Here is a 23,270-nt window from a genome sequence, read left to right as displayed (position 1 = left end):
TCACCCTTTCCCGATTTCTAATGCTTTTGTTAACATGTTCTTGTTTGCATTAAAAGCAGTTATATTCGCTTCATAAGAGCGGCTCGCCGAAATGAGATCAACCATTTCCTTTAGTACGTCAACATTTGACATTTGAACATAGCCTTCTGCATTCGCATCGGGATGTGATGGATCAAAAACTAGTTTAAAAGGAGTTTCCGTATCTTCTTTAATAGAACTTACTTTAACCCCGTTCCCAACACCGTTTTTTTCCGTTTTTCCGATCGCCATATTTAAAAAGTTTGAAAATTGACCTTGCTGTTCTTTTAAAGTAACAGATTTTTTTCGGTATGGCTCCCATTCTCCATTTACCTGTTTCGCTCTCGTTGTATCAACATTGGCAATATTGGAGGAGATGACATCCATGCGTAAACGCTGTGATGTTAATGCAGAAGCCGTTGTATTCATGCTGTGAAAAATCGACATCACTATCTTCCTCCCTTAACAACATTATTCAATGTTGAAAATTTACTGCTGACACGATCTATAAGCGCATTATAATAAATTGTATTTTCAGCTAACTTTGCTTGTTCAGCATCCATATTTACCGCATTACCATTTGCTCTGCTGCGGAAGTTTTCATTCGAATACACACCGCTGCCCCCAATATTAATCTTGAAATCATAATGTCTCGCATCTGTGCGATATGCAGGAATCGTTGCTTGCTTAGCATCATTTAATACATCTTTGAAGCTTACTTCTTTTGTTTTGTAGTTCGGTGTGTCAACATTCGCTATATTTTGTGCAATTGTTTTATTTTTCAATGTTGCATAAGAAAGTCCTTTTTCAAGGCTACTTATTGTCCCGCCAAATAAATCCAAATTTCTCACCTCGTTCATAATTCGCTAAAATTTGCGCCCAAAACTCAATAATACAATTGTAATTAGATTAAATCTTAGTGTCTATCGACTTTAGTCCCTTTCGAATAGTTACATAGGACTATTTTTGTATGTAATAGGACCAGTTAATTAAAAATCAGTACAAACATTTTTCGACATTTTATTTTTTTAAAGACTACAAAGACCTACATGAGCAATTTAAACAACAAAAAGTTATTATATAAATCTGAAATTAAGATTTACAGATTTAACGAAACACTATTTATTACCTTATACATCATACATTAAATCCTTGTGTATTAGTATTCATATAACTACATTTCATAAAATTGTAACAAATCATTTGTCATATCAATTTTATCATCATTTAGGTATAAAAGATATTTAATTTTCCAGAACAATACCGACGATATACCTAATTATACATTCAAATTCTATATAATTTCTCGTTTAGGGTATTGTTATTCGACATTTTTCTGCATTTTCTTAAAAAAAGAAAAAAAAGGGGGTGGGACAAAACCCGCCTCAAAATCAAAAGCCGTTCAAATTTTACGATGAGTAAAGTTTGAACGGCTTTATTATTATGTGTCTACTATGTAGTCATTGTTCTCCGTTACGGCGGACGCTTTCCTGGGGGCACGGCTCGAGCCTGTAGTCTCTCCCACGTGCTTGTCCCCTGGGAGTCGCCGCCTTCACTCCGAACAACTAATTTTTCTTCTATATCAAGTAAATCTCTGCATAATTTCAGGCATGAAAAAAGGACATTCTCTGTTAAAATTTAAGTATCCTACAACCAAATTTCAAACGAAAGAAGTGTCCCTATGTTTAAAGATTATAACATGAATCAAATTATATTACCGCTAGATTTAGAAGTAAAGTTACATAAAAATGATATTGCCTTTTCTATCCATCATTTGGTCGAAAGCATTCCGAACGAAGCTTTCGCTCCTTTTATTCACCATACTGGTTGTCCATCATATCATCCACGTATGATGCTAAAGCTGATTTTATGCGGTTACACACAATCCACTTTTTCAGGAAGAAAAATAGAGGATCTGACAAGAGACAGTATCCGTATGATGTGGCTTGCCCAAGGATATGAACCAAGTTATCGCACTATTAACCGTTTTCGTGTACATCCCAATATGAAGGAACTCATTCGCCAATGTTTTGTACAATTTCGTTGTCAGCTAGTTGAAGAAAAACTCATCGATCAAGAAGCGATTTTTATCGATGGCACAAAGATTGAGGCAAATGCCAATAAGTTCACATTTGTTTGGAAAAAATCAGTGGAAAAAATCAGTGGAAAAACATCATACCAACCTCGTAGAAAAATCAAATAAACTTTACGATGAGTTATTGGAACATCAAATTATTCCTGAAATCAAACGTGAAAGTGATGAGCAGTTATCAATAGAAGAGTTAACTCAAGTAGCACATCACCTAGAAGAAGTAGTCGACGACTATACAAGCAAAATAGAACATTCTGAAGATGTCATTGAGCGAAAAAGATTACGTAGCGAACGAAAAACACCAAAGCAAATCCTCAAACAAGTATATGATTGGATTATAAGAAAACAGAAATATGAAAAGGATTTTGAAGTGTTTGGTACACGCAATAGTTATTCAAAGACAGATCACGAAGCAACATTCATGCGGATGAAAGATGACTATATGCAAAACGGTCAATTGAAGCCAGGTTATAATGTACAAATCGCTACTGAAGGTCAATACACACTCGCTTATGATGTATTTCCAAATCCAACAGACACGAAAACACTTATTCCATTTCTTAATCAAATTGAAGAAAATTATTTTGAGTTACCAAAACATATTGTAGCGGATGCCGGATACGGCAGTGAACAGAATTACCATGATATTCTTAACAAACGCAAACGAACTCCACTCATTACATTTAATCAATACTTGAACGAACAGAAGCGAAAATATAAAAATGACCCTTTTAAGACAAGTAATTGGGTGTATGAGAAAGAAAACGATGTCTACATTTGTCCAAATGAAAAGAGATTAAGATTCCAATACAATTCTGTTCGTACGGATAAAGTAGGTTTCCAACGAGAATTTAAAATCTATGAGTGTGAGGAATGTACAGGATGTCCTTTCCGTACAAAATGTACGAAAGCTGCGGAAGGGAAAAACCGTAGACTCATGATTAACGAGAATTGGGAACAACAAAAAGAAGAAGTAAGAGCGAAGCTTTCAGAAGAAAAAACGGCTGCCATTTATCGTCGACGTAAAATTGACGTGGAACCAGTTTTTGGATTCTTGAAGGCTAATTTGTGTTTCCGCCGATTTTCAGTTCGTGGAAAATCGAAGGTTACTAACGAAATAGGCTTGGCATTAATGGCCACAAATTTAAGGAAATATGCGGTAAGAGGATAACACCTCTTCCAATATTTTCTTTATAAAACGCAAAAAGAGAAATTGCATTGTGCAATTTCTCTTTTTGCGTGAACTGGAACTAATTCTGTCCCAGCCCCTTTACCTGTAAGTCTCTTATTTCATTTTAATTTCCGCTAATGCGTTCAGGAACTTATCGTTTAATACTTTAATATATGTTCCTTTCATACCTAAAGAACGCGATTCAATAACACCGGCAGATTCTAGTTTACGTAATGCGTTTACGATAACTGAACGTGTAATCCCTACGCGGTCAGCGATTTTAGAAGCAACTAGTAATCCTTCATTGCCATCTAACTCTTCAAAAATATGCTCGATTGCTTCAAGCTCAGAATAAGATAATGAATTGATCGCCATTTGAACTACCGCTTTAGAACGTGCTTCTTCTTCAATCTCTTCTGATTTTTCACGTAAGATTTCCATACCTACTACTGTTGCACCGTATTCAGCTAAAATTAAATCGTCATCTTCAAACTGATCGCTGATACGCGCTAACATTAATGTACCTAAACGCTCACCGCCACCGATAATCGGTACAATTGTCGTTAAACCAGATGCAAATAGATCTTTATTTTCAATTGGGAATGCAGTGTGTTCATTGTTAATATCTAAATTTGAAGAAGTTTCAGTAATATTGAATAAGTTTTGTGTATATTCTTCAGGGAATTGGCGCTGTTCAAACATTTTCTTAATACGCTCATTCTCGATTTGTTGGTGAATTGAAATACCAAGTAATTTACCTTTACGGCTTACGATAAATACATTACTTTCGATAATATCGCCTAAAGTATTTGCCATTTCTTTAAAGTTAACTGGTTTACCAGCAGATGCTTGTAACAATGCATTGATTTTTCGTGTTTTTGTTAATAAATTCATTTCTGTTTCCTCCTACGGAACGTTTTAATTCACTTAATATTCTAAAGGTTTTTACAATTTAAAGATACTAATTCAACTTATACTTAAAGAATAAATTGCGATAAATCTTTGTTTTTTACTATATTCGACAATTTTTGATCGACATAGTTTGGTGTAATGTCGATATGAGCCGGAGCGATTTCCGAAGCTTCAAAAGAAAGTTCCTCAAGCAAACGCTCTAAAATCGTGTGCAGTCGGCGTGCACCGATGTTATCTGTCTCCTGGTTTACTTCCGTCGCAATTTCCGCAATTCGTTCAATCGCTTCATCTGTAAAGTTCAGCGTAACACCTTCTGTTTCAAGCAATGCTTTATATTGCAATATTAACGATTGGTCCGGTTCTTTCAAAATACGAACAAAATCGTCTTTCGTTAATTTTTCAAGTTCAACACGAATCGGGAATCGTCCCTGCAATTCCGGAATAAGATCGCTCGGTTTTGATATATGGAAAGCTCCTGCTGCAATAAAGAGCATATAGTCCGTTTTTACAGTGCCGTATTTTGTCGTAACTGTGGACCCTTCCACAATTGGTAATATGTCACGCTGAACGCCTTCACGTGATACTTCTGCCGAAGATGAACCTTTGCTTGCAATTTTATCGATTTCATCAATAAAAATAATGCCCGCCTGTTCTGCACGCTGAATTGCTTCACTTGACAACGCATCTGTATCGATCAGCTTATTGGCTTCTTCCTGTGTTAATAAACGACGCGCATCCTTCACTTGGACTTTGCGTTTTTTTGTCTTTTTCGGCATTAAATTAGATAGCATATCCTGCATACCATTTGCATTATCCATATTCATACCAGGCATTGCATCAAATAGTGATGGCGCATTTTCTGTTACTTCGATAGTTACCCATTGTTCTTCTAACTTTCCGTCTTTTAAATCCTGGGCTATTTGCGCACGTCGTGTACGAATTTCCGGTTCATCCTGGTTTGATGTTTCTTCCTGAGATGAATCTTTTTGACCGAATAGCATTTCAAAAGGATTTTGCGTAAGCTTTTCCTTCACTTTTGAAGGTACAAGTAATTTAACGAGTACATCATTTGCATTCCGTTCCGCCTGATCCTTTACCTTTTCGAACATTTCGTCCTTCACTAGACGACGTGATGCTTCTACCAGATCGCGTACCATTGACTCGACATCACGACCAACATAGCCAACTTCCGTGAACTTTGTCGCTTCGACTTTAATAAACGGAGCATTCGTCAGTTTTGCGATTCTGCGGGCAATTTCTGTTTTACCTACCCCAGTAGGCCCAATCATTAAAATATTTTTCGGAATTACTTCTGTTTTTAATTCTTCGCTTAATAAAGAGCGGCGGTACCGGTTACGCAGCGCAACTGCAACTGCACGTTTCGCTGTTTCCTGGCCAACAATATGACGGTTTAATTGTTCCGTAATTTGTCTTGGTGTTAAATTGATCGCAGTCATTACAATACCTCCAAGATAATATTATGGTTTGTAAACACACAAATATCCGCAGCGGTCGTCAGCGCAGCCTCTGCGATTTCTTTTGCCGATAAATGATCGCCCGCATGTTTTTTTAATGCTCTTCCAGCTGACAATGCGTAATTCCCACCTGAACCTATTGCTAAAATACCATCGTCCGGTTCAATTACTTCACCTGTCCCTGAAACTAGAAGCAATGTTGATTTATCCATAACAAGCAGCATCGCTTCCAATTGACGGAGCATTTTATCACCGCGCCATTGCTTTGCTACTTCTACTGCTGCTCTTTGCAGGTTACCATTATATTCATTCAGTTTTGCCTCAAACATTTCGAATAATGTAAAAGCATCCGCAACAGACCCTGCGAAACCTGCCAATACTTTCCCATTAAACAGACGTCTGACCTTACGTGCCGTATGCTTCATTACAACTGCATTTCCCAATGTTACCTGACCATCCCCGGCCATTGCACATTCACCATTGTGGTGAACAGCGAAAATCGTTGTCGCATGAATTTGACCCATTCTTTATTTCCTCCTTAACTATGCTCGCGGATGACTATTCATATATGTCTTTCTTAAAGCTTCCTTCGTTACATGAGTATAAATTTGAGTTGAAGATAAATTAGCGTGCCCAAGAAGTTCCTGGACTGTACGCATATCTGCCCCATTATTCAATAAATGCGTAGCAAATGTGTGTCGCAACATATGTGGATAAATTTTCGTATGCATACTGGCATTGTCGATCATCTCACTTAATATATAACGCACACCACGGGCAGTAAGTTCGCCACCGCGCATATTGACAAAAACTTTCTGATGATTTTCCTTCTTCATTAAAATCGGACGTACTTGATCTATATAACGTTTAAGTGCATCATGCGCATATTGGCCAAACGGAATAATCCGCTCTTTTCGGCCTTTCCCCATTACACGGACGATATTGTAATGAAAATCGATATCCGTCAGTTCAAGACTGACACACTCGCTTACACGCATTCCAGTTGCATAAAGAAGTTCCAACAGCGCCATATTACGAATCTGAATCGGCTCATCGCCTTCATTTTTCTCGAATAGTTCCTTCAATTCTTCCTCATAAAAAAAGCTCGGTAATCGCTCTTCCTTTTTCGGATGATAAAGTGAACGAAACGGAGCATCATCAATATTCTGTTCTCGATTTAAAAACCGAAAAAAAGAACGTATCGATGAGATTTTCCTGGAGATTGAAGTTCTTGCTTTTTGTTCATCATAAAGCTTTGTTACATATAGACGTGCATGGATATATTCAACTTCTGTAATTTTTTGTATACCTTCAGCATGCAAAAATGCAAAAAATTCTTCTAAGTCAGAAGTATATTCGCGAACAGTATGTAGGGAAAAGTTTTTTTCTAGATGCACGTAGCGAATAAATTGATCTAGCTGGTTTTGCAAATTTTCATCCATCGTATATACCCCCTGTGATTACAAAAGAGAAATGATGTTGTATGAATAAATATGTTTATTTTCCTACTAAAAAAACACACATATTGACACTATACCTATTATGGATACTTTTCAAGTAAAATTTACTGGAGTTATTCAACTTCTTTGTATTATTCGACAAATTTCGCAATATGATGTCAAGTAATACTTAAATTATAGTCGAATATTATTAATTAACGCAAAATTAAAAGCCCCTAAAGTATAACAGTCTTTAAGGGCTTTTCGCAATTAAATTGCCTGATTATTAACAAAATTCTGAATCGCTTCCAATGCGCGGTTAGCGTGGCGTTCAGCCCGCTCCGGCTTAGATTTGATGCGCTCGCCAAGTTCCGGGAAAATCCCGAAGTTTACGTTCATCGGCTGGAAGTTTTTCGCATCTGTATGTGTAATGTATCGAGCCATTGCACCTAATGCTGTTTCATGCGGGAAGTAAAGCAACTCTTGGCCTAAAGCCATGCGTGCCGCATTAATCCCTGCAATCAGACCACTGCCGGCAGATTCTACATAACCTTCAACACCTGTCATTTGACCCGCGAAGAACAGGTTTGGACGTGCTTTCAACTGATATGTCTGTGTCAGCACTTTTGGTGAATTGATGAACGTATTACGGTGCATTACACCATAGCGCACAATTTCCAAGTTCTCTAAACCAGGAATCATCGAGAAGACACGCTTTTGTTCCGGCCATTTTAAATGTGTCTGGAAACCAACTAAATTATATAGTGTTCCCGCTGCATCATCTTGTCGTAACTGAACAACAGCATATGGACGTTTATCCGTTTTCGGATCTTCCAGACCAACCGGTTTCATCGGTCCAAATGTCATTGTTTTTTCTCCGCGTGCAGCCATTACTTCAATTGGCATACATCCTTCGAAATACTTTTCTTTTTCGAATTCTTTTAGCGGTGCACATTCTGCTGTAATAAGCGCTTCACGGAAAGCATCGAATTCTTCTTTCGTCATTGGACAGTTCAAGTATGCTGCTTCACCTTTATCATAGCGTGATTTCAAATATACTTTATCCATATTGATTGAATCTTTTTCGATGATCGGTGCTGCCGCATCATAGAAGTACAAATAGTCTTCTCCTGTAAGGCCCTGAATTTGCTTTGCCAAAGCTTCAGAAGTTAAAGGACCTGTTGCGATTACTGTAATGCCTTCCGGAATTTCAGTTACCTCTTCATTGATTACTTCGATTAACGGGTGGTTTTTCACTTTTTCTGTTACAATACCAGCAAATTCGTGACGGTCTACTGCCAAAGCACCACCGGCAGGTACAGAGCTGTTGTCTGCCGCTGCAATAATAACTGAGTCCAATCTACGCATTTCTTCTTTAATTACACCGACAGCATTTGTCAGTCCGTTTGCACGTAATGAGTTTGAGCATACAAGCTCTGCAAATTTATCTGTATGATGTGCCGGTGTTTGTTTTACTGGGCGCATTTCATATAAACGTACGTTCACACCGCGCTTCGCAATTTGCCAAGCTGCTTCTGAACCGGCTAATCCTGCACCAATTACATTTACTACTTGTTGTGTCATTTTTGTTACCTCTTCATTTTATTGTGACGGTGTTTCTTCATAATCACATTCACTGTTTGTACACTGAATTTGAACACCTTTTTTCAATTTCTTCTCTACTAATAATGCACTACATTTCGGACAAGGTCTACTAATTGGCTTATCCCATGATACGAAGTCACATTCCGGATATTGGTTGCATCCGTAAAAAATGCGCTTTGTTTTGGATTTACGTTCGACAATTTCCCCTGTCTCACATGAAAGACATTTAACGTCAATCGGTTTTACAATCGCTTTTGTATTTCGGCAATCCGGGAAGTTTGAACATGCCATAAATTTCCCGTATCGTCCTAGCTTGAATACCATTGGCGCACCGCACTTTTCACAGTCTTCGCCTGCAGGCTCATCTTTAATTTCGATTTTTTCCATTACTTCATCCGCATATTTCACCCGCGGCTCAAAGTCTTTGTAAAATTCATCGATGACATTTACCCATTGTGTAATGCCTTCTTCGATTTCATCAAGATTATGCTCCATCTGTGCGGTAAATTCAATGTTGATGATTTCCGGGAAAAATTCCAATGTTGCCTGATGAACGATTTCTCCAAGTTCAGTCGGCACAAAGCGCTTCGCATCAAGTTGCACATAACCGCGCTTTTGGATAGTATCCAGTGTTGGGGCATATGTCGATGGACGGCCTATACCTAGCTCTTCCAATGTCTTTACTAGACGCGCCTCTGAATAGCGTGGAGGTGGCTGAGTGAAATGCTGCTTCGGTTCGATTTCAAGCGATTTTACTTTATCGCCGATTTCCATTTCAGGTAAAAGTTTATTCGTTTCTTCTTCCTGATCGTCTGTGCCTTCAATATAAAGCTTCATAAATCCGGCAAATTTCACTTGAGACCCGTTTGCGCGGAACAGTACATCATTGTTTTGCAGATCTACTGTCACGGTATCGAGTACAGCTGGTGCCATTTGACTTGCGATAAAGCGCTCCCAAATCAGACGGTACAATCGCAGCTGATCACGGCTTAAAATGGCTTTAAGCTCTTCAGGTGTGCGCATTGCACTCGTTGGACGGATCGCTTCATGGGCATCCTGTGCATTTGCTTTTGCTTTCGCCTGTTTTTGTTCACCGGCAATGAAATCTTTGCCGTATTTCGTTTCGATATATGACTTAGCCTCTGCTTTCGCCGTATCGGAAATACGTGTTGAATCGGTACGCATATACGTGATTAATCCGACAGCGCCCTCTTTTTTGCTGAGCTCAATACCTTCATAAAGCTGCTGTGCAAGCATCATTGTTTTCTTGGCACGGAAATTTAATTTACGTGCGGCTTCCTGTTGAAGTGAAGAAGTCGTAAAGGCTGGTGAAGCATTACGCTTCCGTTCCTTTTTTACAACATTCATTACTTCAAATTCCGAGCCTTTTACACCTTTTAATATCTCTTTTACTTGCTGTTCATTTGTTAATTTAATTTTTTCTTTGCCGTTTCCATAATATAAGGCATCGAATTGTTTTTTATTTTTTTCAAAGCTTCCTTCGATTGACCAGTATTCTTCCGGCTCGAAGTTTTTAATTTCATTTTCACGGTCAATGATCAGACGCAGTGAAACGGATTGTACACGTCCTGCCGATAAGCCCTTCTTAACCTTTTTCCAAAGAATCGGACTAATATTATAGCCTACTAGACGGTCTAAAATACGACGTGCTTGCTGTGCATCGACTAAATCCATATTAATTGGCCGCGGGTGCTTGAAGCTCTCTAAAATTGCTTCTTTCGTAATCTCGTTAAATACGACACGACAATCCGAATTAATATCAATATTTAAAGCAGTGGCTAAATGCCAGGCAATTGCTTCCCCTTCGCGGTCTGGATCGGCTGCGAGATAAATCTTTTTCACTTTTTTAGCCGCTGTTTTCAGTTCCTGTAGTACAGGACCTTTACCGCGAATCGTAATATATTTTGGATCATAGTTATTTTCGGTATCGATTCCCATTTGACTACGCGGTAAATCACGTACATGTCCAATCGAAGCTTTTACTTTATATTTTTTTCCTAAATATCGTTCAATTGTTTTCGCCTTTGCAGGTGATTCAACAATTACTAAATAATCTGCCATCTGTTGTCCTCCTTATAGAGGTATAGTTATTTTTCTTATATTTACTCACATGAAGCTATCCATGTATGTCAAAGCTTTTCCTGTTGCAAAATGTATAACAGATTGGCTAATATTGCAACTTTTTTTCAACGCAATTTTGAAAACAACTGGATTTCCTCTAAGATTTGAAAGCCGTCCCACACTGGAATCGCGCCTTCTTTTATTAATTTATTTGTCCCTCGTGACTGCTCGCTAAAAATATTTCCCGGTACCGCAAAAACATCTTTTCCTTGTTCAAGCGCAAGCTCTGTTGTGATGAGTGTCCCGCTTTTCAGTGCGGCTTCTGTTACGACGAGCGCTTCGCTTAAACCGCTGATAATACGGTTTCGTGCAGGGAAATGCCATTTTTGCACACTTACATATGGTGGATATTCAGTTACGAGTAAATGTTCCTTTGCCATATATGCATTCAGCTCTTTATTTTGAGGCGGATAACTATGAAAAAGGCCATGACCTAAAACACCTATTGTCTTTCCACCATATCGGATTGTTGCTTCATGTGCAAGTCGGTCCGCACCTTTCGCAAGTCCGCTCACTATGACATAATGCTCGCGTATTAGCGGTGGTAGAAGGATATTCAACACATGCTCACTATAGCTGGTTGCCGCCCTTGAACCGATGACCGCAATCATTTTCGGTCTGTTCAGTAACTGAATATCGCCTTTTGCATAGAGAACAGCAGGTGCATCGTACAACTCTTTTAAGCGTTGTGGATATAAAGGATTCGTGTAGGGGATAGCGATAATATTATGTTGGTCATAATAAGCAGTCATCGACCTTGGTATGAGCTCTTTATATTGTTTGATGAGCTGTGAGGCTTTTTCTTCTTTTATATTTAGCTGAACGGCTAAAAATTTTGGCGAAATATGCAATATTTCGTCGAAATCATCTGTGATTTTCATTAAATTCCGGACTTTTTTCCAGGAGAGAGGTAGAATATAATGCAGTTTCATTAATTGTTCATTTGTTGGGTTGGTCATTACTACACTCCTTTTTAATAGAAGAAATTCAGATGACCGCAGTTTTATTTGTGAGGTAAGCATTGTGTAAAACATAGTATGGCCGATGAATTCGGGCTCTTATTCGTTCATCGGTCCCAACGATGGAGACATACGAAAAAGATGTAGCGAGGCGACCGCTACATCTTTCATTTTAATGTGTTTTACAAGCTTCGTACAAGCCTTTTTCTTTGATTACTTTAATCAGTGTTTCACCGATTACAGAAGGCGTCGGAGCTACTTCAATACCCGCTGCATTCATTGCTTTGATTTTCTCTGCAGCTGTTCCTTTACCGCCGGAAATAATGGCACCTGCGTGACCCATACGTTTTCCTGGAGGAGCTGTTTGACCACCGATGAAGCCTACTACCGGTTTGTTCATGTTTTCCTGAATCCATTCAGCAGCTTCTTCTTCAGCTGTACCACCAATTTCACCAATCATGACAACTGCATAAGTTTCAGGATCTTCATTGAATGCTTTTAAGCAATCGATAAAGTTTGTCCCATTTACCGGGTCCCCACCGATTCCAACCGCTGTTGTTTGACCGATTCCCGCTTGAGACAGCTGGTGTACCGCTTCATACGTTAATGTACCAGAACGTGAAACGACGCCTACATGTCCTTTTGTATGGATGTATCCTGGCATGATACCGATTTTACACTCATCAGCTGTAATAACACCTGGACAGTTTGGACCAACTAAACGCGTTTTCTTGCCTTCCATATAGCGTTTAACTTTTACCATATCAAGTACCGGAATATGTTCTGTAATACAGATTGTCATATCCAGATCCGCATCAACTGCTTCGATAATTGCATCCGCCGCAAATGGTGCCGGTACATAAATAACAGATACGTTTGCACCTGTCGCATCGACTGCTTCTTGTACTGTATTGAAAACCGGAACACCTTCGATTTCAAGACCGCCTTTACCAGGTGTTACACCTGCAACGATTTTCGTTCCGTATTCAAGCATTTGTTTTGTATGGAAAAGGGCTGTTTCCCCAGTAATCCCTTGTACGATTACTTTTGTCTCTTGATTAATGAACACACTCATGCCGTTACCCCGCCTTCAGCTTCAACTAATTTCACGATTTTTTGTGCGCCGTCTGCCATTGAGTCAGCTGCCACAATGTTTAAACCAGATTCATTTAACAACTTTTTACCTAGTTCTACGTTTGTTCCTTCTAAACGTACTACTAATGGAACTTCTAAACCGACTTCTTTTGCAGCTGTAATAACCCCTTTTGCAATGATATCGCATTTCATGATTCCACCAAAAATGTTAACGAAAATTCCTTTTACATTTTTGTCCGATAAAATGATTTTAAATGCCTCTGTTACTTTTTCGGCTGTTGCACCGCCCCCAACATCAAGGAAGTTAGCGGGTGATCCGCCGTAGTAACTAATCGTATCCATCGTTGCCATGGCAAGACCTGCACCATTTACCATACAGCCGATATTGCCGTCTAACGAAATATAACTTAAATCATATTTAGATGCTTCAATTTCTTTTGCATCTTCTTCATCAAAATCGCGTAATTCTACGATATCTTTATGACGATATAAAGCGTTTGCATCAAAGTTGAATTTTGCATCAAGTGCCACTACCTGGTCATCCCCAGTTACAACTAGCGGGTTGATTTCTACTGTTGATGCATCTTTATCGATAAATGCTTTGTAAATACCAAGCATTAACCCTACTGCTTTATTTACTAGCTTAGCAGGAATATTCATATTGAATGCCATACGACGTGCCTGGAAAGCATTTAATCCCGTAACCGGATCAATAATTTCTTTGAAGATTTTTTCCGGATTTGTCTCCGCTACCTCTTCAATATCCATTCCGCCTTCTTCAGAACCCATCATTACTACTCTAGAAGTTGCACGATCTAATACTAAACTTAAGTAATACTCTTTTTTAATGTCCGAACCTTCTTCTATATAAAGACGTTTTACTTCTTTACCGTCTGGACCTGTTTGGTGAGTTACTAAAATTTTGCCTAATAATTCTTTAGAGAAAGAGCGAACTTCATCAAGGTTTTTGGCAATCTTAACGCCCCCTGCTTTACCGCGACCCCCTGCATGAATTTGTGCTTTTACTACTGTTACGTTTGAACCTAGCTCTTTTGCTGCTTTTACTGCTTCTTCTGGTGAAAACGCTACACTTCCTCTTGGAACTGCTACACCGTATTGTCTTAATATCTCTTTCCCTTGATACTCATGGATATTCATGATACATCCTCCCATCGGACATTTGGAAATTATTCTACTAACATAATCTATTTTAAACAATTATTCAGATAATGTCTATATTTGTCACACAAGCATTTTTTAGTTTACTTTATGTCAAAATATTCTTTGTATAGATATTTTCTAATTTTCCGAAAGATATTCTCTACTTAAATACTGGATTTATTTTTATAAGTTAACTTTTGCTTTTCATCCAAATGATAAATAAAGGCAAATACCTCGGCAACCGCTTGGTATAATTCTTCCGGGATCGACGTGTTCAAATCAAGCTGGCCTAACAGCTCCACCAGGTTCGGGTCTTCATAAACAGGTACTTCATGCATCGCTGCTTTTTCTAAAATATTTTCCGCAATTTTTCCTTTACCTTTTGCAACGACTGTCGGACCATTGCTTTTTTGAGGATCATAGGAAAGGGCAATCGCTTCTTTTCGGACATATTTTTTTTCGGTCATACGCGGATATCCACCCCTCCTTGCTCATCTTCCTGCTGATTTGACAATTTTGTGACAGTTTTTCCTGCTTGATCTCCAAAAGGCTTGATAAACAATCCGGATAAGGTATATTCCTTTTCCAGCAATCCTGTCTTTAGTGTTCCTTTCAATGAAGTCGCCAATGATTCCAAATTCGGCATATCATTATAGATATTAATTGTGACAACACGGTTCTGTACTTGCATATCAATTACTGTCTGCTGCAATGTTTCCATATTTAAATAGAATAGAATGCGCGCAAAATTGGCATCGATTTTGCCATCTTCTTTCATGCGGCCGTTCCATTGCAATGTCGCATCCATTCTCTTGCCGAAAAAATCCAGCGGCACTTGCATGACAAGCTGATGCTGATGCCCGTTTTCCCCTGACGTGAGCTGCATTCCATTTAGTCTGGACATCACCGTCTCAGCAGCATCTCTTATAGCAACCGGTGTTTGGTTATCCTGAAGAAGCGCTAATAATTGCGGCTTTATCTGCTGGGCAATTGCCTGTATATCCCCTGCCTTATTTGCCAATGCCGCCTCATAGCTGACGCCCAGCCCTTTTAACACCGTCTTTATCGCCTGTTCCATTGCACGGCTATCAACCGCAGCCTGTACTTGACCTTCTGCTTGAGTGAGGGTACTTTGCATCAATGGTTGTGGACTATCGGCCGTCACTTTTACTAAATTGCGCAACAGCTGATCGGCATTCGGTAAATTCGCATCCGGCTTCAGTAATGTAAGCAATTGATCCTTCGCGGCCTGTCCTTGATCATTTTGCATAAATAATCGCGTACTCACATTTTCACTGTATGCGTTTGTCAGTTGCTGCCGCAGTTGATTTACCAATGCTTCCACTGCTGGCTTTGAAGCGGGAATTTGTTCAAAACGTGATAATAATTGCTCTAATTGCTGTTTTTGAGTTGTAGATAGTAAGCTTTCATTACTAATCCATGCTTTTACTTGTTCTAACATCGGCTTTATTTGTTCAGGACTTGTTTGTCCGAGCTGTTGCAGCAGTTGTCCTGCCGAAGCCTGTACCGGGTTCACAGACTGCTGGTTTCCTTGCTGATTAACCGTTTGCCAATTTTGCAAAGTGGCATTTTGCGGTAAAATTCCAGCTTCTTTTAATACCGTCAGCGATTGAAGTTTCGATGCAACAGGTGAATTGTTATCCAGTAAATTTTGGGTTGCCCGTGCAAGTAGGATTCCGCCTGTTTCGTTGTTCAACGGCTTTGCCAGCTGGTCAATTTGCTGTAGCAGCGATGATTTGATCGCTTCATTTCCTCCAGACTGGGTTGCCAAGAGCTGCGCTAAATTGGCTAAATTCGCTGACATCCCATCTGTTTTTACTCCTTGTGTCAATGCTTGAAATACGGTATTTGTAAAAGGCATTTTCAGCTCCACCATACGCTGCAGTGCGTGAAGTGCATTATTCTTATCTACTCCTGCAGGCAAGTTTTTCATCCAGCCTTCTGCGGCTAAGAGCTGTTCTTTTGCAAGGGGTAGCTGGGCTTTCATAAAATGTGATAGCACTTGCTGCATTTCATTCGATTTCGGTAAATGCATTGTTTCCATCAACTGTGACATTTGCTGGCCGGCTGTCATGGATTGCGACATCGGTCCTGTCACAACTTTTAATTCCGTTTGCGGATTTGTTGAAGTTACCTGGAAAAAATGCGCATCGCCTACCTTTAAAGGTACTTCCAGCTTTGCCATGAGCTTTTGATTGCCGACTTGGACTTCTGCCATCTGATTCGGGTAGAGCTGCTTGATTGACCCGTGAAATACTTGATCCTGCTTTAACGATAATGGCTGGTTTGCTGTAACTTGCTGTGAAGTATTCGATTGGATTGCATTAAACGATGAGAAGTTCATGCCGTTACTCCCTTCTTTGAAGCATTGATTTAATCGGTTCAAATGTTTTTCGATGATGATCTGTCGGTCCGTATTGGGCGATTGCCTCCAGATGCTGTTTTGTTCCGTAGCCGGCATGCTGCGCAAAACCGTATTGCGGATATTCAAGGTCCAGTTTTTCCATATAGTCATCACGTGCCGTTTTCGCTAAAATGGACGCTGCTGCAATTGCCAGGCTGCGAGCATCTCCCTTTATGATGGATGCTTGCGGAATCGATGTCGAAAGCGTCATCGCATCGGCCAATATGAAATTTGGTGTGACGCCGAGTGTTTCGATACTTTTTAACATCGACTGTCGTGTTGCTTCATAAATATTGAGGCGGTCAATTTCTTCGGCACTTTGAAAATGAACTGAATAATAAAGTGCATATTTTTTGATCCGTTCAGCAAACTGATTGCGTTTTTCTTTTGATAATTGTTTGGAATCGTTTACGCCAAGCAGTTCCTGACAATAATTCGGCAATATAACGGCCGCTGTTACGACTGGTCCTGCAAGTGGTCCTCTTCCCGCTTCATCTGTGCCTGCGATATAGGCATTTTCATATGGTAAATAGCTTGCGTCAAATTGCAGTTTTTCATTATGCGCTTGTTGGAGTGCTTCTATCTTTTCCAGACGCTTTTGAAATTGCATCCATGCTTTTTGAACACCTGCCCGTTCATCCTTTACGATATCATCCATCCATGGCTCGATTTGTGCTGCTGTTTTTAATGCTTCTGTAATCTCTTTAATTGTTTTCATATAAAGTCCTCAAATCTATTACTTCCGTTTCTTAATCTAGAGTTGATTTCCATTCCGGGGCGGACGCTTTCCGCGGGCACGGCTCGAGCCTGTAGTCTCTCCCTCGGTGCTCCTGTCGCTTCGCTTTCGTCGCAAAATAAATTTTGCTGTTCCCGCAGGAAGCTTGCTTGTGACTGTCGCTAACGCTTTCGTCACAGAGAAAATCTTGTAGCGAAAGGCGCTAGCCGTCAGCTAGTGTTTTAACAGTGCGAAAGGTGAAACCGTCAGCACGAACACTCGCCCCCTCCATTCCAATCAACTTGGCTTTTTATCTAATTTTACTTTCTCTCAATCTTACTGTTATATCGTCTACTTTTCTTATTATAAAAGAAAAAACCTTTCTCAAATAAATGAAAAAGGTTTTGACTATCTGTTATTCCACTTTATTCGTTGCTTTCTTGCTTTTTCTGGCGATTTAGCGCAGCTGTTTTCTTACGGCGCTCTTCGTTTTCCAGGGCAATCGCTTCTTCCAATTGCTCTTTTTCAAGTTGCTCGGAAACAAAATCAAATGTGAGTTTTCCAAGATTCTGTTCACGAATGTCGCGTACAACTAATACCGACACTTGATCGTAGTCAATCTCTCCGCCTTGTCCAAACACTCGGCGCAGCTTTCCGATTGCATCAAATGTCTCAACCAGTTCTTCGGATACGGATGAAATTTTATAACGTTCATCCATGCGCGTTGGATAGTGTTTTTCTAAAAAACGCAGGCCATATACAGCCAGGTCTTCCATATTCGTAATGGTATCTTTGATCGCACCAGTTAATGCAAGCTTGTAGCCGACTTCCTGGTCTTCAAACTTCGGCCATAAAATACCTGGCGTATCAAGAAGTTCAATTTCCTTGCCGACTTTAATCCATTGCTGTGCTTTTGTCACACCTGGCATATTTCCCGTTTTCGCAAGGTTTTTCTTCGCTAAACGGTTGATTAGCGTTGATTTTCCGACGTTCGGAATACCTACAATCATCGCGCGAATGGCACGCGGCTTCATTCCTTTTGATTTCATGCGTTCCCATTTCTCCGCCAAAATCTCCTGAGCAGCCTTTGTAACCGCCTGCAAGCCTTTCCCTTCCAACGAGTTGATTGCTACTGCTTTAAAGCCTCTGTCGGCGAAATATTGAATCCAGCGGCGTGTTTCCTGCTCGTCAGCCATATCTTGTTTATTTAAAATGAGCAGGCGCGGTTTTTGATGGATAACTTCATCGATCATCGGATTACGTGAAGATAATGGTAAACGCGCATCAACCAGTTCAAAAACGATATCGACAAGCTTTAAACTTTCCGATACTTGGCGGCGTGCCTTTGCCATATGTCCTGGAAACCATTGAATTGTCATAATTGTATAACCTCCTGTAAATTACGTACTTCTATTCTCAACAAAAAAATGAGGAGTTTAAACTGCCCCCTCATTTTAGACAATATTTATGATAATAAATATTACTTTACAATCTCAATTTCGTTTAACGGCCAGAAAATGATGCTTGTATTGCCGATAATTTCTTTCTGGTCGACGATTCCGATATGGCGGCTGTCTTTACTGAAGCGACGATTATCGCCCATTACGAATACATAGCCTTCCGGAATAACATCCAGTGACGGATCGATATCTTTCAGCGAGAAGTCGCCTGTTAAGTTGCCTTCGCTGATTTCGGCTTTATATGCGTCCAAATACGGCTCGTCGATCGGTTCACCATTAATGTATAATTGGTCATCCTTATATTCTACAAAGTCTCCTGGAACACCAATGACACGTTTAATATAGTCCTTCTGTTCAGGTGCGTGGAATACGACGATATCAAAACGGTTGGGTTCGCCGATTTTATAGCTGAATTTGTTGACGATCATGCGATCACCATTTTCAAGGGTAGGCATCATTGAATCCCCGTCTACTACAATCGGTGTAAATAAAAAGTAACGAATAAATGCGGCAATCGCAAACGCAATCAGTAGAGCTTTCGTCCATTCCCAAAGCTCATTTTTTTCTTTTTCAGTTTTTTCCACGTAGCTATCCCCCTTGCTCATCACATTTATTGTATACGAAATATGTATATCAAGCAAAAATCTAATCTAAATTATTACGTCATATTATCTATAGTTTATTGTCAAATTCACATGTTAATACACATTTTTATTTAAAGAAAGAAAGGGACTTGTATATACAAGCCCCCTCCTAAAAAGTTCTTATCGAATTTCTTTAATACGAGCAGCTTTACCACGTAAGTTACGTAGGTAGTAAAGTTTAGCACGACGTACTTTACCTTTACGTACTACTTCTAACTTAGCGATTTTTGGAGTGTGTACTGGGAAAGTACGCTCTACACCAACACCGTAAGAAATTTTACGTACTGTGAAAGTTTCGCTAATTCCGCCACCACGACGTTTAATAACTACACCTTCGAATAATTGGATACGCTCACGAGTACCCTCAACGATTTTAACGTGTACCTTAACTGTGTCACCTGGTTTGAATGTAGGTAAGTCTGAACGTAATTGATCTTTAGTGATCTCTGTAATAATGTTTGACATTGTTTTCTCTCCTTAGACAGATGCTCATGCACGCTAATTTAAGCCACAGCGGAACACCGTAATTCAGTGCTTACATTGAAGCACAAAATGAATCTTACCATAATTATTATAGGCTTGCAAGTAGTTTTGCTTTACATTTCATTCTTAATTTTTTCGATTATTTTCTTTTGCTTGTCCGTTAATTCAAGGGCATCCAATAAATCCGGTCTGCGCTCCAATGTACGCTTGAATGACTGTTCTTCACGCCACGCATCGATTTTCGCATGATTCCCAGATAACAGTATATCCGGCACTTTCATCCCTCTAAAATCAGCTGGACGTGTATAATGGGGATGCTCTAATAAACCTGTCGAAAATGAATCCTGAATATGTGAATCCTCTTGACCCAATACACCCGGCAATAAACGTACTACCGCATCGATTACCGTCATCGCAGGCAGCTCTCCGCCTGTTAAAACAAAGTCGCCGATTGAAATCTCATCCGTGACAAGATGTTCGCGGATTCGCTCATCATAGCCTTCATAATGGCCGCAAAGAAATACTAAATCTTCTTCTTTTGCAAGCTCCTCTGCCTTCTTCTGCGTAAAGCGCTCGCCTTGCGGGCACATGAGGATGACACGTGGCTTGCGGCCTTCAGTAATGGCTTCTACAGCATTGAACATCGGTTCCGGCTTTAATACCATTCCCGCTCCCCCGCCATATGGGTAATCGTCCACTTGTTTGTGCTTGTTTTCACTGTATTCCCGGATATCGGTTACTGCCAGTTCAACAGCACCTTTTTCCTGAGCTTTTTTTAAAATAGATGAACCGAACACACCTGTGAACATATCAGGAAATAAACTTAATACGTGAATCTTCATTCCAACAAACCTTCCATTACGTGAATCACGATTTTCTTTTCATCGACATCAATATCTTTTACGATATCTTCAATGAAAGGAATGTAATGCTTTTTACCGTTTTGCGCTTTAATTTCCCATACATCATTTGCGCCTGTTTCTAAAATATCGGTAACAACGCCGATCAGTTCTCCTTCTTCAGAAAACACTTCACAATCTTTAATTTCAAAGTGGTAGTATTCATTATCTTCAAGCTCATCTTCCGCCAATTGGTCCATTGATACTTTTAATAGACCTTCTTTAAATGGTTCCACTAAATTAATGTTTTCCATACCTTCAAACGTCACCAAAATAAAGTTTTTATGGCGTCTTGATGAACTGATCGTTACCCAAGTCGGCTTTTTGTCATCTTTTTTGAATGCCGCCAGTTTCGAGCCTACCGCAAAACGTTCTTCTTCAAAGTCCGTTGTCGATAAAATTCGCAGCTCTCCGCGAATACCATGTGTATTTACAATACGACCTACATTAAACCATTCCATGTATATTCCACCTCTAATATCCCGTTGATTTCCATTCCAATCAACTAGTCGTTTTATTTAATAAAATACCGCTGATTGAATTATCATAACAAAAAAAGAAGGGTTAGCAAAATGCCACCCTTCTTTTACTAATCCAATATATCGACATACGTCTTTTTCTTCTGGTGGCCGCCCGCTGCTGAGTACACAATCGTACGAATTGCCTTCGCAACACGTCCTTGCTTGCCTATTACTTTCCCTCGATCCTCTGGATGAACAAAAAGCTTATAAACAACTCGATTGGAAGTTTCGTCCGTCTCAATACGAACGTCTTCCGGATAATCGACTAACGGTTTCACAATTGCTTCAATCAGCTGCTGCATAATGCCACCTCCGAATTAATCATTGAATTATTTGCTGTATTTAGCGTTATGGAATTTTTCCATGATACCTTGTTCTGAGAACAGGTTACGTACAGTATCAGATGGTTTTGCACCATCAGTTAACCATTTAAGAGCTTTCTCTTCATCGATTTGTACTGTAGCTGGAACTGTAAGCGGGTTGTAAGTACCTACTGTTTCGATTTGACGACCGTCACGTGGTGAACGAGCGTCTGCAACTACGATACGATAGAAAGGAGATTTTTTAGCTCCCATACGTTTTAAGCGAATTTTAACTGCCATTTTAATAGCACCTCCGAATAAGTTTCACACAAGATATTATATTAGCAATGTCTTGATGGTTTGTAAAGTGTTTTTTCTTAACACCTTATTTTTTATTTAAATAATGAATCAAAACCAGGCATTTTCATCTTCTTTTTACCTTTGCCTTGCGCCATACCTGTCATTTGTTTCATCATTTTTTTCATTTCTTCAAACTGCTTCAGCAAGCGGTTTACTTCCTGAATTGACGTCCCTGAACCTGTAGCAATACGCTTTTTGCGGCTCGCCGAAATGATTTCCGGGTTTGTCTTTTCAGTTGGTGTCATCGAATAGATAATCGCTTCGATGCGTCCCATCTGCTTTTCATCGACTTTGACATTGTCAAGGCCTTTCATTTTGTTTGCACCTGGAATCATTTTCAATAATTCATCAAGTGGTCCCATTTTCTTCACGGCTTGAAGTTGTTCGATAAAGTCATCAAACGTAAAGCTCTGTGTCATGAACTTTTCTTCCAGCTCTTTTGCCTTTTCCATATCTACGTTGGCCTGTGCTTTTTCGATCAGTGACAGTACATCACCCATCCCTAAAATACGTGAAGCCATACGCTCTGGATGGAATGGTTCCAGCGCATCCATCTTTTCACCCATACCGACAAATTTAATCGGTTTCTCTGTAACAGAGCGGATTGACAGCGCCGCACCACCACGAGTATCGCCGTCCAGTTTTGTTAAGACAACGCCCGTAATGCCGACTGCTTCATTAAAGCTTTGCGCCACATTTACAGCATCTTGACCTGTCATCGCATCAACTACTAAGAATACTTCGTCCGGCTCTTTTAAACCGCGAATGTCTTTCAGTTCCTGCATCAGCTCTTCATCAATATGAAGACGACCGGCTGTATCGATCAATACAACGTCCAAATGCTCTTCTTTTGCATGCTCGATTGCCTGACGTGCAATTTCAACAGGTGAAACATCCGTACCTAGTGAGAATACCGGCAGAGATAACTGTTTCCCTAGTGTCTGTAATTGCTGAACAGCGGCTGGACGGTAAATATCTGCTGCTACTAGCAATGGTTTTTTATTATATTTTTTACGTAATACATTCGCCAACTTACCTGTAGTCGTCGTCTTACCTGCACCTTGTAAACCAACCATCATAATGACAGTCGGAGGACGGTTGCTGAATTTAATCGGGCTTTGTTCGCCACCCATTAAATTCTTCAATTCATCCTGTACAATTTTAATGACTTGCTGACCAGGTGTTAATGATTTCATGACGTCGACACCGACTGCACGCTCACTAACTTTTTTAACGAATTCTTTAACTACCTTTAAGTTTACGTCCGCTTCGATTAAGGCAAATCGGACTTCACGCATCATTTCTTTAACGTCTTGTTCCGTAACTTTCCCTTTACCTTTAATCTTTTGGATCGTACCTTGGAGTCGCTCTGCTAAACCTTCAAAAGCCAAC

The 23,270-nt window shown here is 39.8% G+C and carries 22 protein-coding genes and 1 pseudogene; 1 reads left to right on the top strand and 22 read right to left on the bottom strand.

Annotated elements, in window-relative coordinates:
- A complete protein-coding gene (gene flgC, locus MKY27_RS04720) occupies positions 1–465 on the bottom strand; it encodes a flagellar basal body rod protein FlgC (RefSeq protein WP_339198134.1) in 465 nt (154 codons plus the stop codon).
- Positions 466–467: 2 nt separating this feature from the next.
- Positions 468–860: a flagellar basal body rod protein FlgB gene (gene flgB, locus MKY27_RS04715; RefSeq protein WP_339198131.1), complete on the bottom strand. Its 393-nt coding sequence runs from the start codon at positions 858–860 to the stop codon at positions 468–470.
- Between the two features lie 839 nt (positions 861–1,699).
- On the opposite strand from flgB, the pseudogene MKY27_RS04710 reads away from it, so the two are divergent.
- Positions 1,700–3,281 (top strand): annotated as a pseudogene (locus MKY27_RS04710) (IS1182 family transposase).
- 114 nt (positions 3,282–3,395) lie between these two features.
- Here the strand turns inward: MKY27_RS04710 and codY are convergent.
- The 20 genes from codY to ffh all read right to left on the bottom strand — a co-directional run bounded on the left by codY (position 3,396) and on the right by ffh (position 23,269).
- The gene (gene codY / locus MKY27_RS04705) at positions 3,396–4,175 is read right to left on the bottom strand and encodes a GTP-sensing pleiotropic transcriptional regulator CodY (protein ID WP_339175541.1); all 780 of its coding nucleotides are present in this window, start codon (positions 4,173–4,175) and stop codon (positions 3,396–3,398) included.
- Between the two features lie 83 nt (positions 4,176–4,258).
- The gene (gene hslU, locus MKY27_RS04700) at positions 4,259–5,650 is read right to left on the bottom strand and encodes an ATP-dependent protease ATPase subunit HslU (protein WP_339198127.1); all 1,392 of its coding nucleotides are present in this window, start codon (positions 5,648–5,650) and stop codon (positions 4,259–4,261) included.
- A complete protein-coding gene (gene hslV, locus MKY27_RS04695) occupies positions 5,650–6,192 on the bottom strand; it encodes an ATP-dependent protease subunit HslV (RefSeq protein WP_339175539.1) in 543 nt (180 codons plus the stop codon). The genes hslU and hslV overlap by 1 nt, the downstream gene beginning before the upstream one ends.
- A gap of 18 nt (positions 6,193–6,210) precedes the next feature.
- On the bottom strand, positions 6,211–7,110 hold the full coding sequence (gene xerC, locus MKY27_RS04690; RefSeq protein ID WP_339198124.1) for a tyrosine recombinase XerC: 900 nt from the start codon (positions 7,108–7,110) through the stop codon (positions 6,211–6,213).
- Between the two features lie 267 nt (positions 7,111–7,377).
- Complete coding sequence (gene trmFO, locus MKY27_RS04685) at positions 7,378–8,691, bottom strand: FADH(2)-oxidizing methylenetetrahydrofolate--tRNA-(uracil(54)-C(5))-methyltransferase TrmFO (protein WP_339198121.1); 1,314 nt, start codon at positions 8,689–8,691, stop codon at positions 7,378–7,380.
- Positions 8,692–8,709: 18 nt separating this feature from the next.
- Positions 8,710–10,794, bottom strand: a complete 2,085-nt coding sequence (topA, locus tag MKY27_RS04680; RefSeq protein WP_339198119.1) for a type I DNA topoisomerase — start codon at positions 10,792–10,794, stop codon at positions 8,710–8,712.
- Positions 10,795–10,919: 125 nt separating this feature from the next.
- Entirely contained in the window at positions 10,920–11,813 is an 894-nt protein-coding gene (gene dprA / locus MKY27_RS04675; protein WP_339198116.1) for a DNA-processing protein DprA, read from the bottom strand.
- Positions 11,814–11,985: 172 nt separating this feature from the next.
- Complete coding sequence (gene sucD / locus MKY27_RS04670; RefSeq protein WP_079525181.1) at positions 11,986–12,888, bottom strand: succinate--CoA ligase subunit alpha; 903 nt, start codon at positions 12,886–12,888, stop codon at positions 11,986–11,988.
- Positions 12,885–14,066, bottom strand: a complete 1,182-nt coding sequence (gene sucC, locus MKY27_RS04665) for an ADP-forming succinate--CoA ligase subunit beta (protein WP_339175534.1) — start codon at positions 14,064–14,066, stop codon at positions 12,885–12,887. Before sucC ends, sucD begins: the two co-directional genes overlap by 4 nt.
- 167 nt (positions 14,067–14,233) lie before the next feature.
- Positions 14,234–14,536 carry an EscU/YscU/HrcU family type III secretion system export apparatus switch protein gene (locus tag MKY27_RS04660; RefSeq protein WP_339175533.1) on the bottom strand — a complete coding sequence of 101 codons (303 nt, stop codon included), beginning with the start codon at positions 14,534–14,536 and terminating at the stop codon, positions 14,234–14,236.
- On the bottom strand, positions 14,533–16,434 hold the full coding sequence (locus tag MKY27_RS04655; protein WP_339198113.1) for a hypothetical protein: 1,902 nt from the start codon (positions 16,432–16,434) through the stop codon (positions 14,533–14,535). Before MKY27_RS04655 ends, MKY27_RS04660 begins: the two co-directional genes overlap by 4 nt.
- A 4-nt stretch (positions 16,435–16,438) precedes the next feature.
- Positions 16,439–17,212 (bottom strand): ribonuclease HII, encoded by a 774-nt coding sequence (locus tag MKY27_RS04650; protein ID WP_339198111.1) that lies wholly within the window; start codon positions 17,210–17,212, stop codon positions 16,439–16,441.
- A 422-nt stretch (positions 17,213–17,634) separates the two neighbouring features.
- A complete protein-coding gene (gene ylqF / locus MKY27_RS04645) occupies positions 17,635–18,588 on the bottom strand; it encodes a ribosome biogenesis GTPase YlqF (RefSeq protein ID WP_339175530.1) in 954 nt (317 codons plus the stop codon).
- 101 nt (positions 18,589–18,689) lie between these two features.
- On the bottom strand, positions 18,690–19,253 hold the full coding sequence (lepB, locus tag MKY27_RS04640; RefSeq protein ID WP_339175529.1) for a signal peptidase I: 564 nt from the start codon (positions 19,251–19,253) through the stop codon (positions 18,690–18,692).
- Between the two features lie 180 nt (positions 19,254–19,433).
- Complete coding sequence (gene rplS, locus MKY27_RS04635; RefSeq protein ID WP_008403308.1) at positions 19,434–19,778, bottom strand: 50S ribosomal protein L19; 345 nt, start codon at positions 19,776–19,778, stop codon at positions 19,434–19,436.
- A gap of 131 nt (positions 19,779–19,909) precedes the next feature.
- On the bottom strand, positions 19,910–20,638 hold the full coding sequence (gene trmD / locus MKY27_RS04630) for a tRNA (guanosine(37)-N1)-methyltransferase TrmD (RefSeq protein ID WP_339175528.1): 729 nt from the start codon (positions 20,636–20,638) through the stop codon (positions 19,910–19,912).
- A complete protein-coding gene (gene rimM, locus MKY27_RS04625; RefSeq protein WP_339175527.1) occupies positions 20,635–21,156 on the bottom strand; it encodes a ribosome maturation factor RimM in 522 nt (173 codons plus the stop codon). Before rimM ends, trmD begins: the two co-directional genes overlap by 4 nt.
- Positions 21,157–21,284: 128 nt before the next feature.
- On the bottom strand, positions 21,285–21,518 hold the full coding sequence (locus MKY27_RS04620; protein WP_008403311.1) for a KH domain-containing protein: 234 nt from the start codon (positions 21,516–21,518) through the stop codon (positions 21,285–21,287).
- Between the two features lie 27 nt (positions 21,519–21,545).
- Positions 21,546–21,818, bottom strand: a complete 273-nt coding sequence (gene rpsP / locus MKY27_RS04615; RefSeq protein ID WP_008403312.1) for a 30S ribosomal protein S16 — start codon at positions 21,816–21,818, stop codon at positions 21,546–21,548.
- A 92-nt stretch (positions 21,819–21,910) separates the two neighbouring features.
- A complete protein-coding gene (gene ffh / locus MKY27_RS04610; protein WP_339175525.1) occupies positions 21,911–23,269 on the bottom strand; it encodes a signal recognition particle protein in 1,359 nt (452 codons plus the stop codon).
- Between the last annotated feature and the right edge of the window lies 1 nt (position 23,270).

It is taken from the genome of Solibacillus sp. FSL R5-0449 (assembly GCF_037975215.1).
Classification (GTDB): Bacteria; Bacillota; Bacilli; order Bacillales_A; family Planococcaceae; genus Solibacillus.
This window is presented reverse-complemented; position numbering and strand designations above follow the sequence as displayed.

What these genes read in the sequence shown, in the direction of transcription:
- flgC (WP_339198134.1), bottom strand. Translation starts at nt 465, where the DNA reads ATGTCGATTTTTCACAGCATGAATACAACGGCTTCTGCATTAACATCA.
- codY (WP_339175541.1), bottom strand. Translation starts at nt 4,175, where the DNA reads ATGAATTTATTAACAAAAACACGAAAAATCAATGCATTGTTACAAGCA.
- hslU (WP_339198127.1), bottom strand. Translation starts at nt 5,650, where the DNA reads ATGACTGCGATCAATTTAACACCAAGACAAATTACGGAACAATTAAAC.
- hslV (WP_339175539.1), bottom strand. Translation starts at nt 6,192, where the DNA reads ATGGGTCAAATTCATGCGACAACGATTTTCGCTGTTCACCACAATGGT.
- xerC (WP_339198124.1), bottom strand. Translation starts at nt 7,110, where the DNA reads ATGGATGAAAATTTGCAAAACCAGCTAGATCAATTTATTCGCTACGTG.
- trmFO (WP_339198121.1), bottom strand. Translation starts at nt 8,691, where the DNA reads ATGACACAACAAGTAGTAAATGTAATTGGTGCAGGATTAGCCGGTTCA.
- topA (WP_339198119.1), bottom strand. Translation starts at nt 10,794, where the DNA reads ATGGCAGATTATTTAGTAATTGTTGAATCACCTGCAAAGGCGAAAACA.
- dprA (WP_339198116.1), bottom strand. Translation starts at nt 11,813, where the DNA reads ATGACCAACCCAACAAATGAACAATTAATGAAACTGCATTATATTCTA.
- sucD (WP_079525181.1), bottom strand. Translation starts at nt 12,888, where the DNA reads ATGAGTGTGTTCATTAATCAAGAGACAAAAGTAATCGTACAAGGGATT.
- sucC (WP_339175534.1), bottom strand. Translation starts at nt 14,066, where the DNA reads ATGAATATCCATGAGTATCAAGGGAAAGAGATATTAAGACAATACGGT.
- MKY27_RS04660 (WP_339175533.1), bottom strand. Translation starts at nt 14,536, where the DNA reads ATGACCGAAAAAAAATATGTCCGAAAAGAAGCGATTGCCCTTTCCTAT.
- MKY27_RS04655 (WP_339198113.1), bottom strand. Translation starts at nt 16,434, where the DNA reads ATGAACTTCTCATCGTTTAATGCAATCCAATCGAATACTTCACAGCAA.
- MKY27_RS04650 (WP_339198111.1), bottom strand. Translation starts at nt 17,212, where the DNA reads ATGAAAACAATTAAAGAGATTACAGAAGCATTAAAAACAGCAGCACAA.
- ylqF (WP_339175530.1), bottom strand. Translation starts at nt 18,588, where the DNA reads ATGACAATTCAATGGTTTCCAGGACATATGGCAAAGGCACGCCGCCAA.
- rplS (WP_008403308.1), bottom strand. Translation starts at nt 19,778, where the DNA reads ATGTCAAACATTATTACAGAGATCACTAAAGATCAATTACGTTCAGAC.
- trmD (WP_339175528.1), bottom strand. Translation starts at nt 20,638, where the DNA reads ATGAAGATTCACGTATTAAGTTTATTTCCTGATATGTTCACAGGTGTG.
- rimM (WP_339175527.1), bottom strand. Translation starts at nt 21,156, where the DNA reads ATGGAATGGTTTAATGTAGGTCGTATTGTAAATACACATGGTATTCGC.
- MKY27_RS04620 (WP_008403311.1), bottom strand. Translation starts at nt 21,518, where the DNA reads ATGCAGCAGCTGATTGAAGCAATTGTGAAACCGTTAGTCGATTATCCG.
- rpsP (WP_008403312.1), bottom strand. Translation starts at nt 21,818, where the DNA reads ATGGCAGTTAAAATTCGCTTAAAACGTATGGGAGCTAAAAAATCTCCT.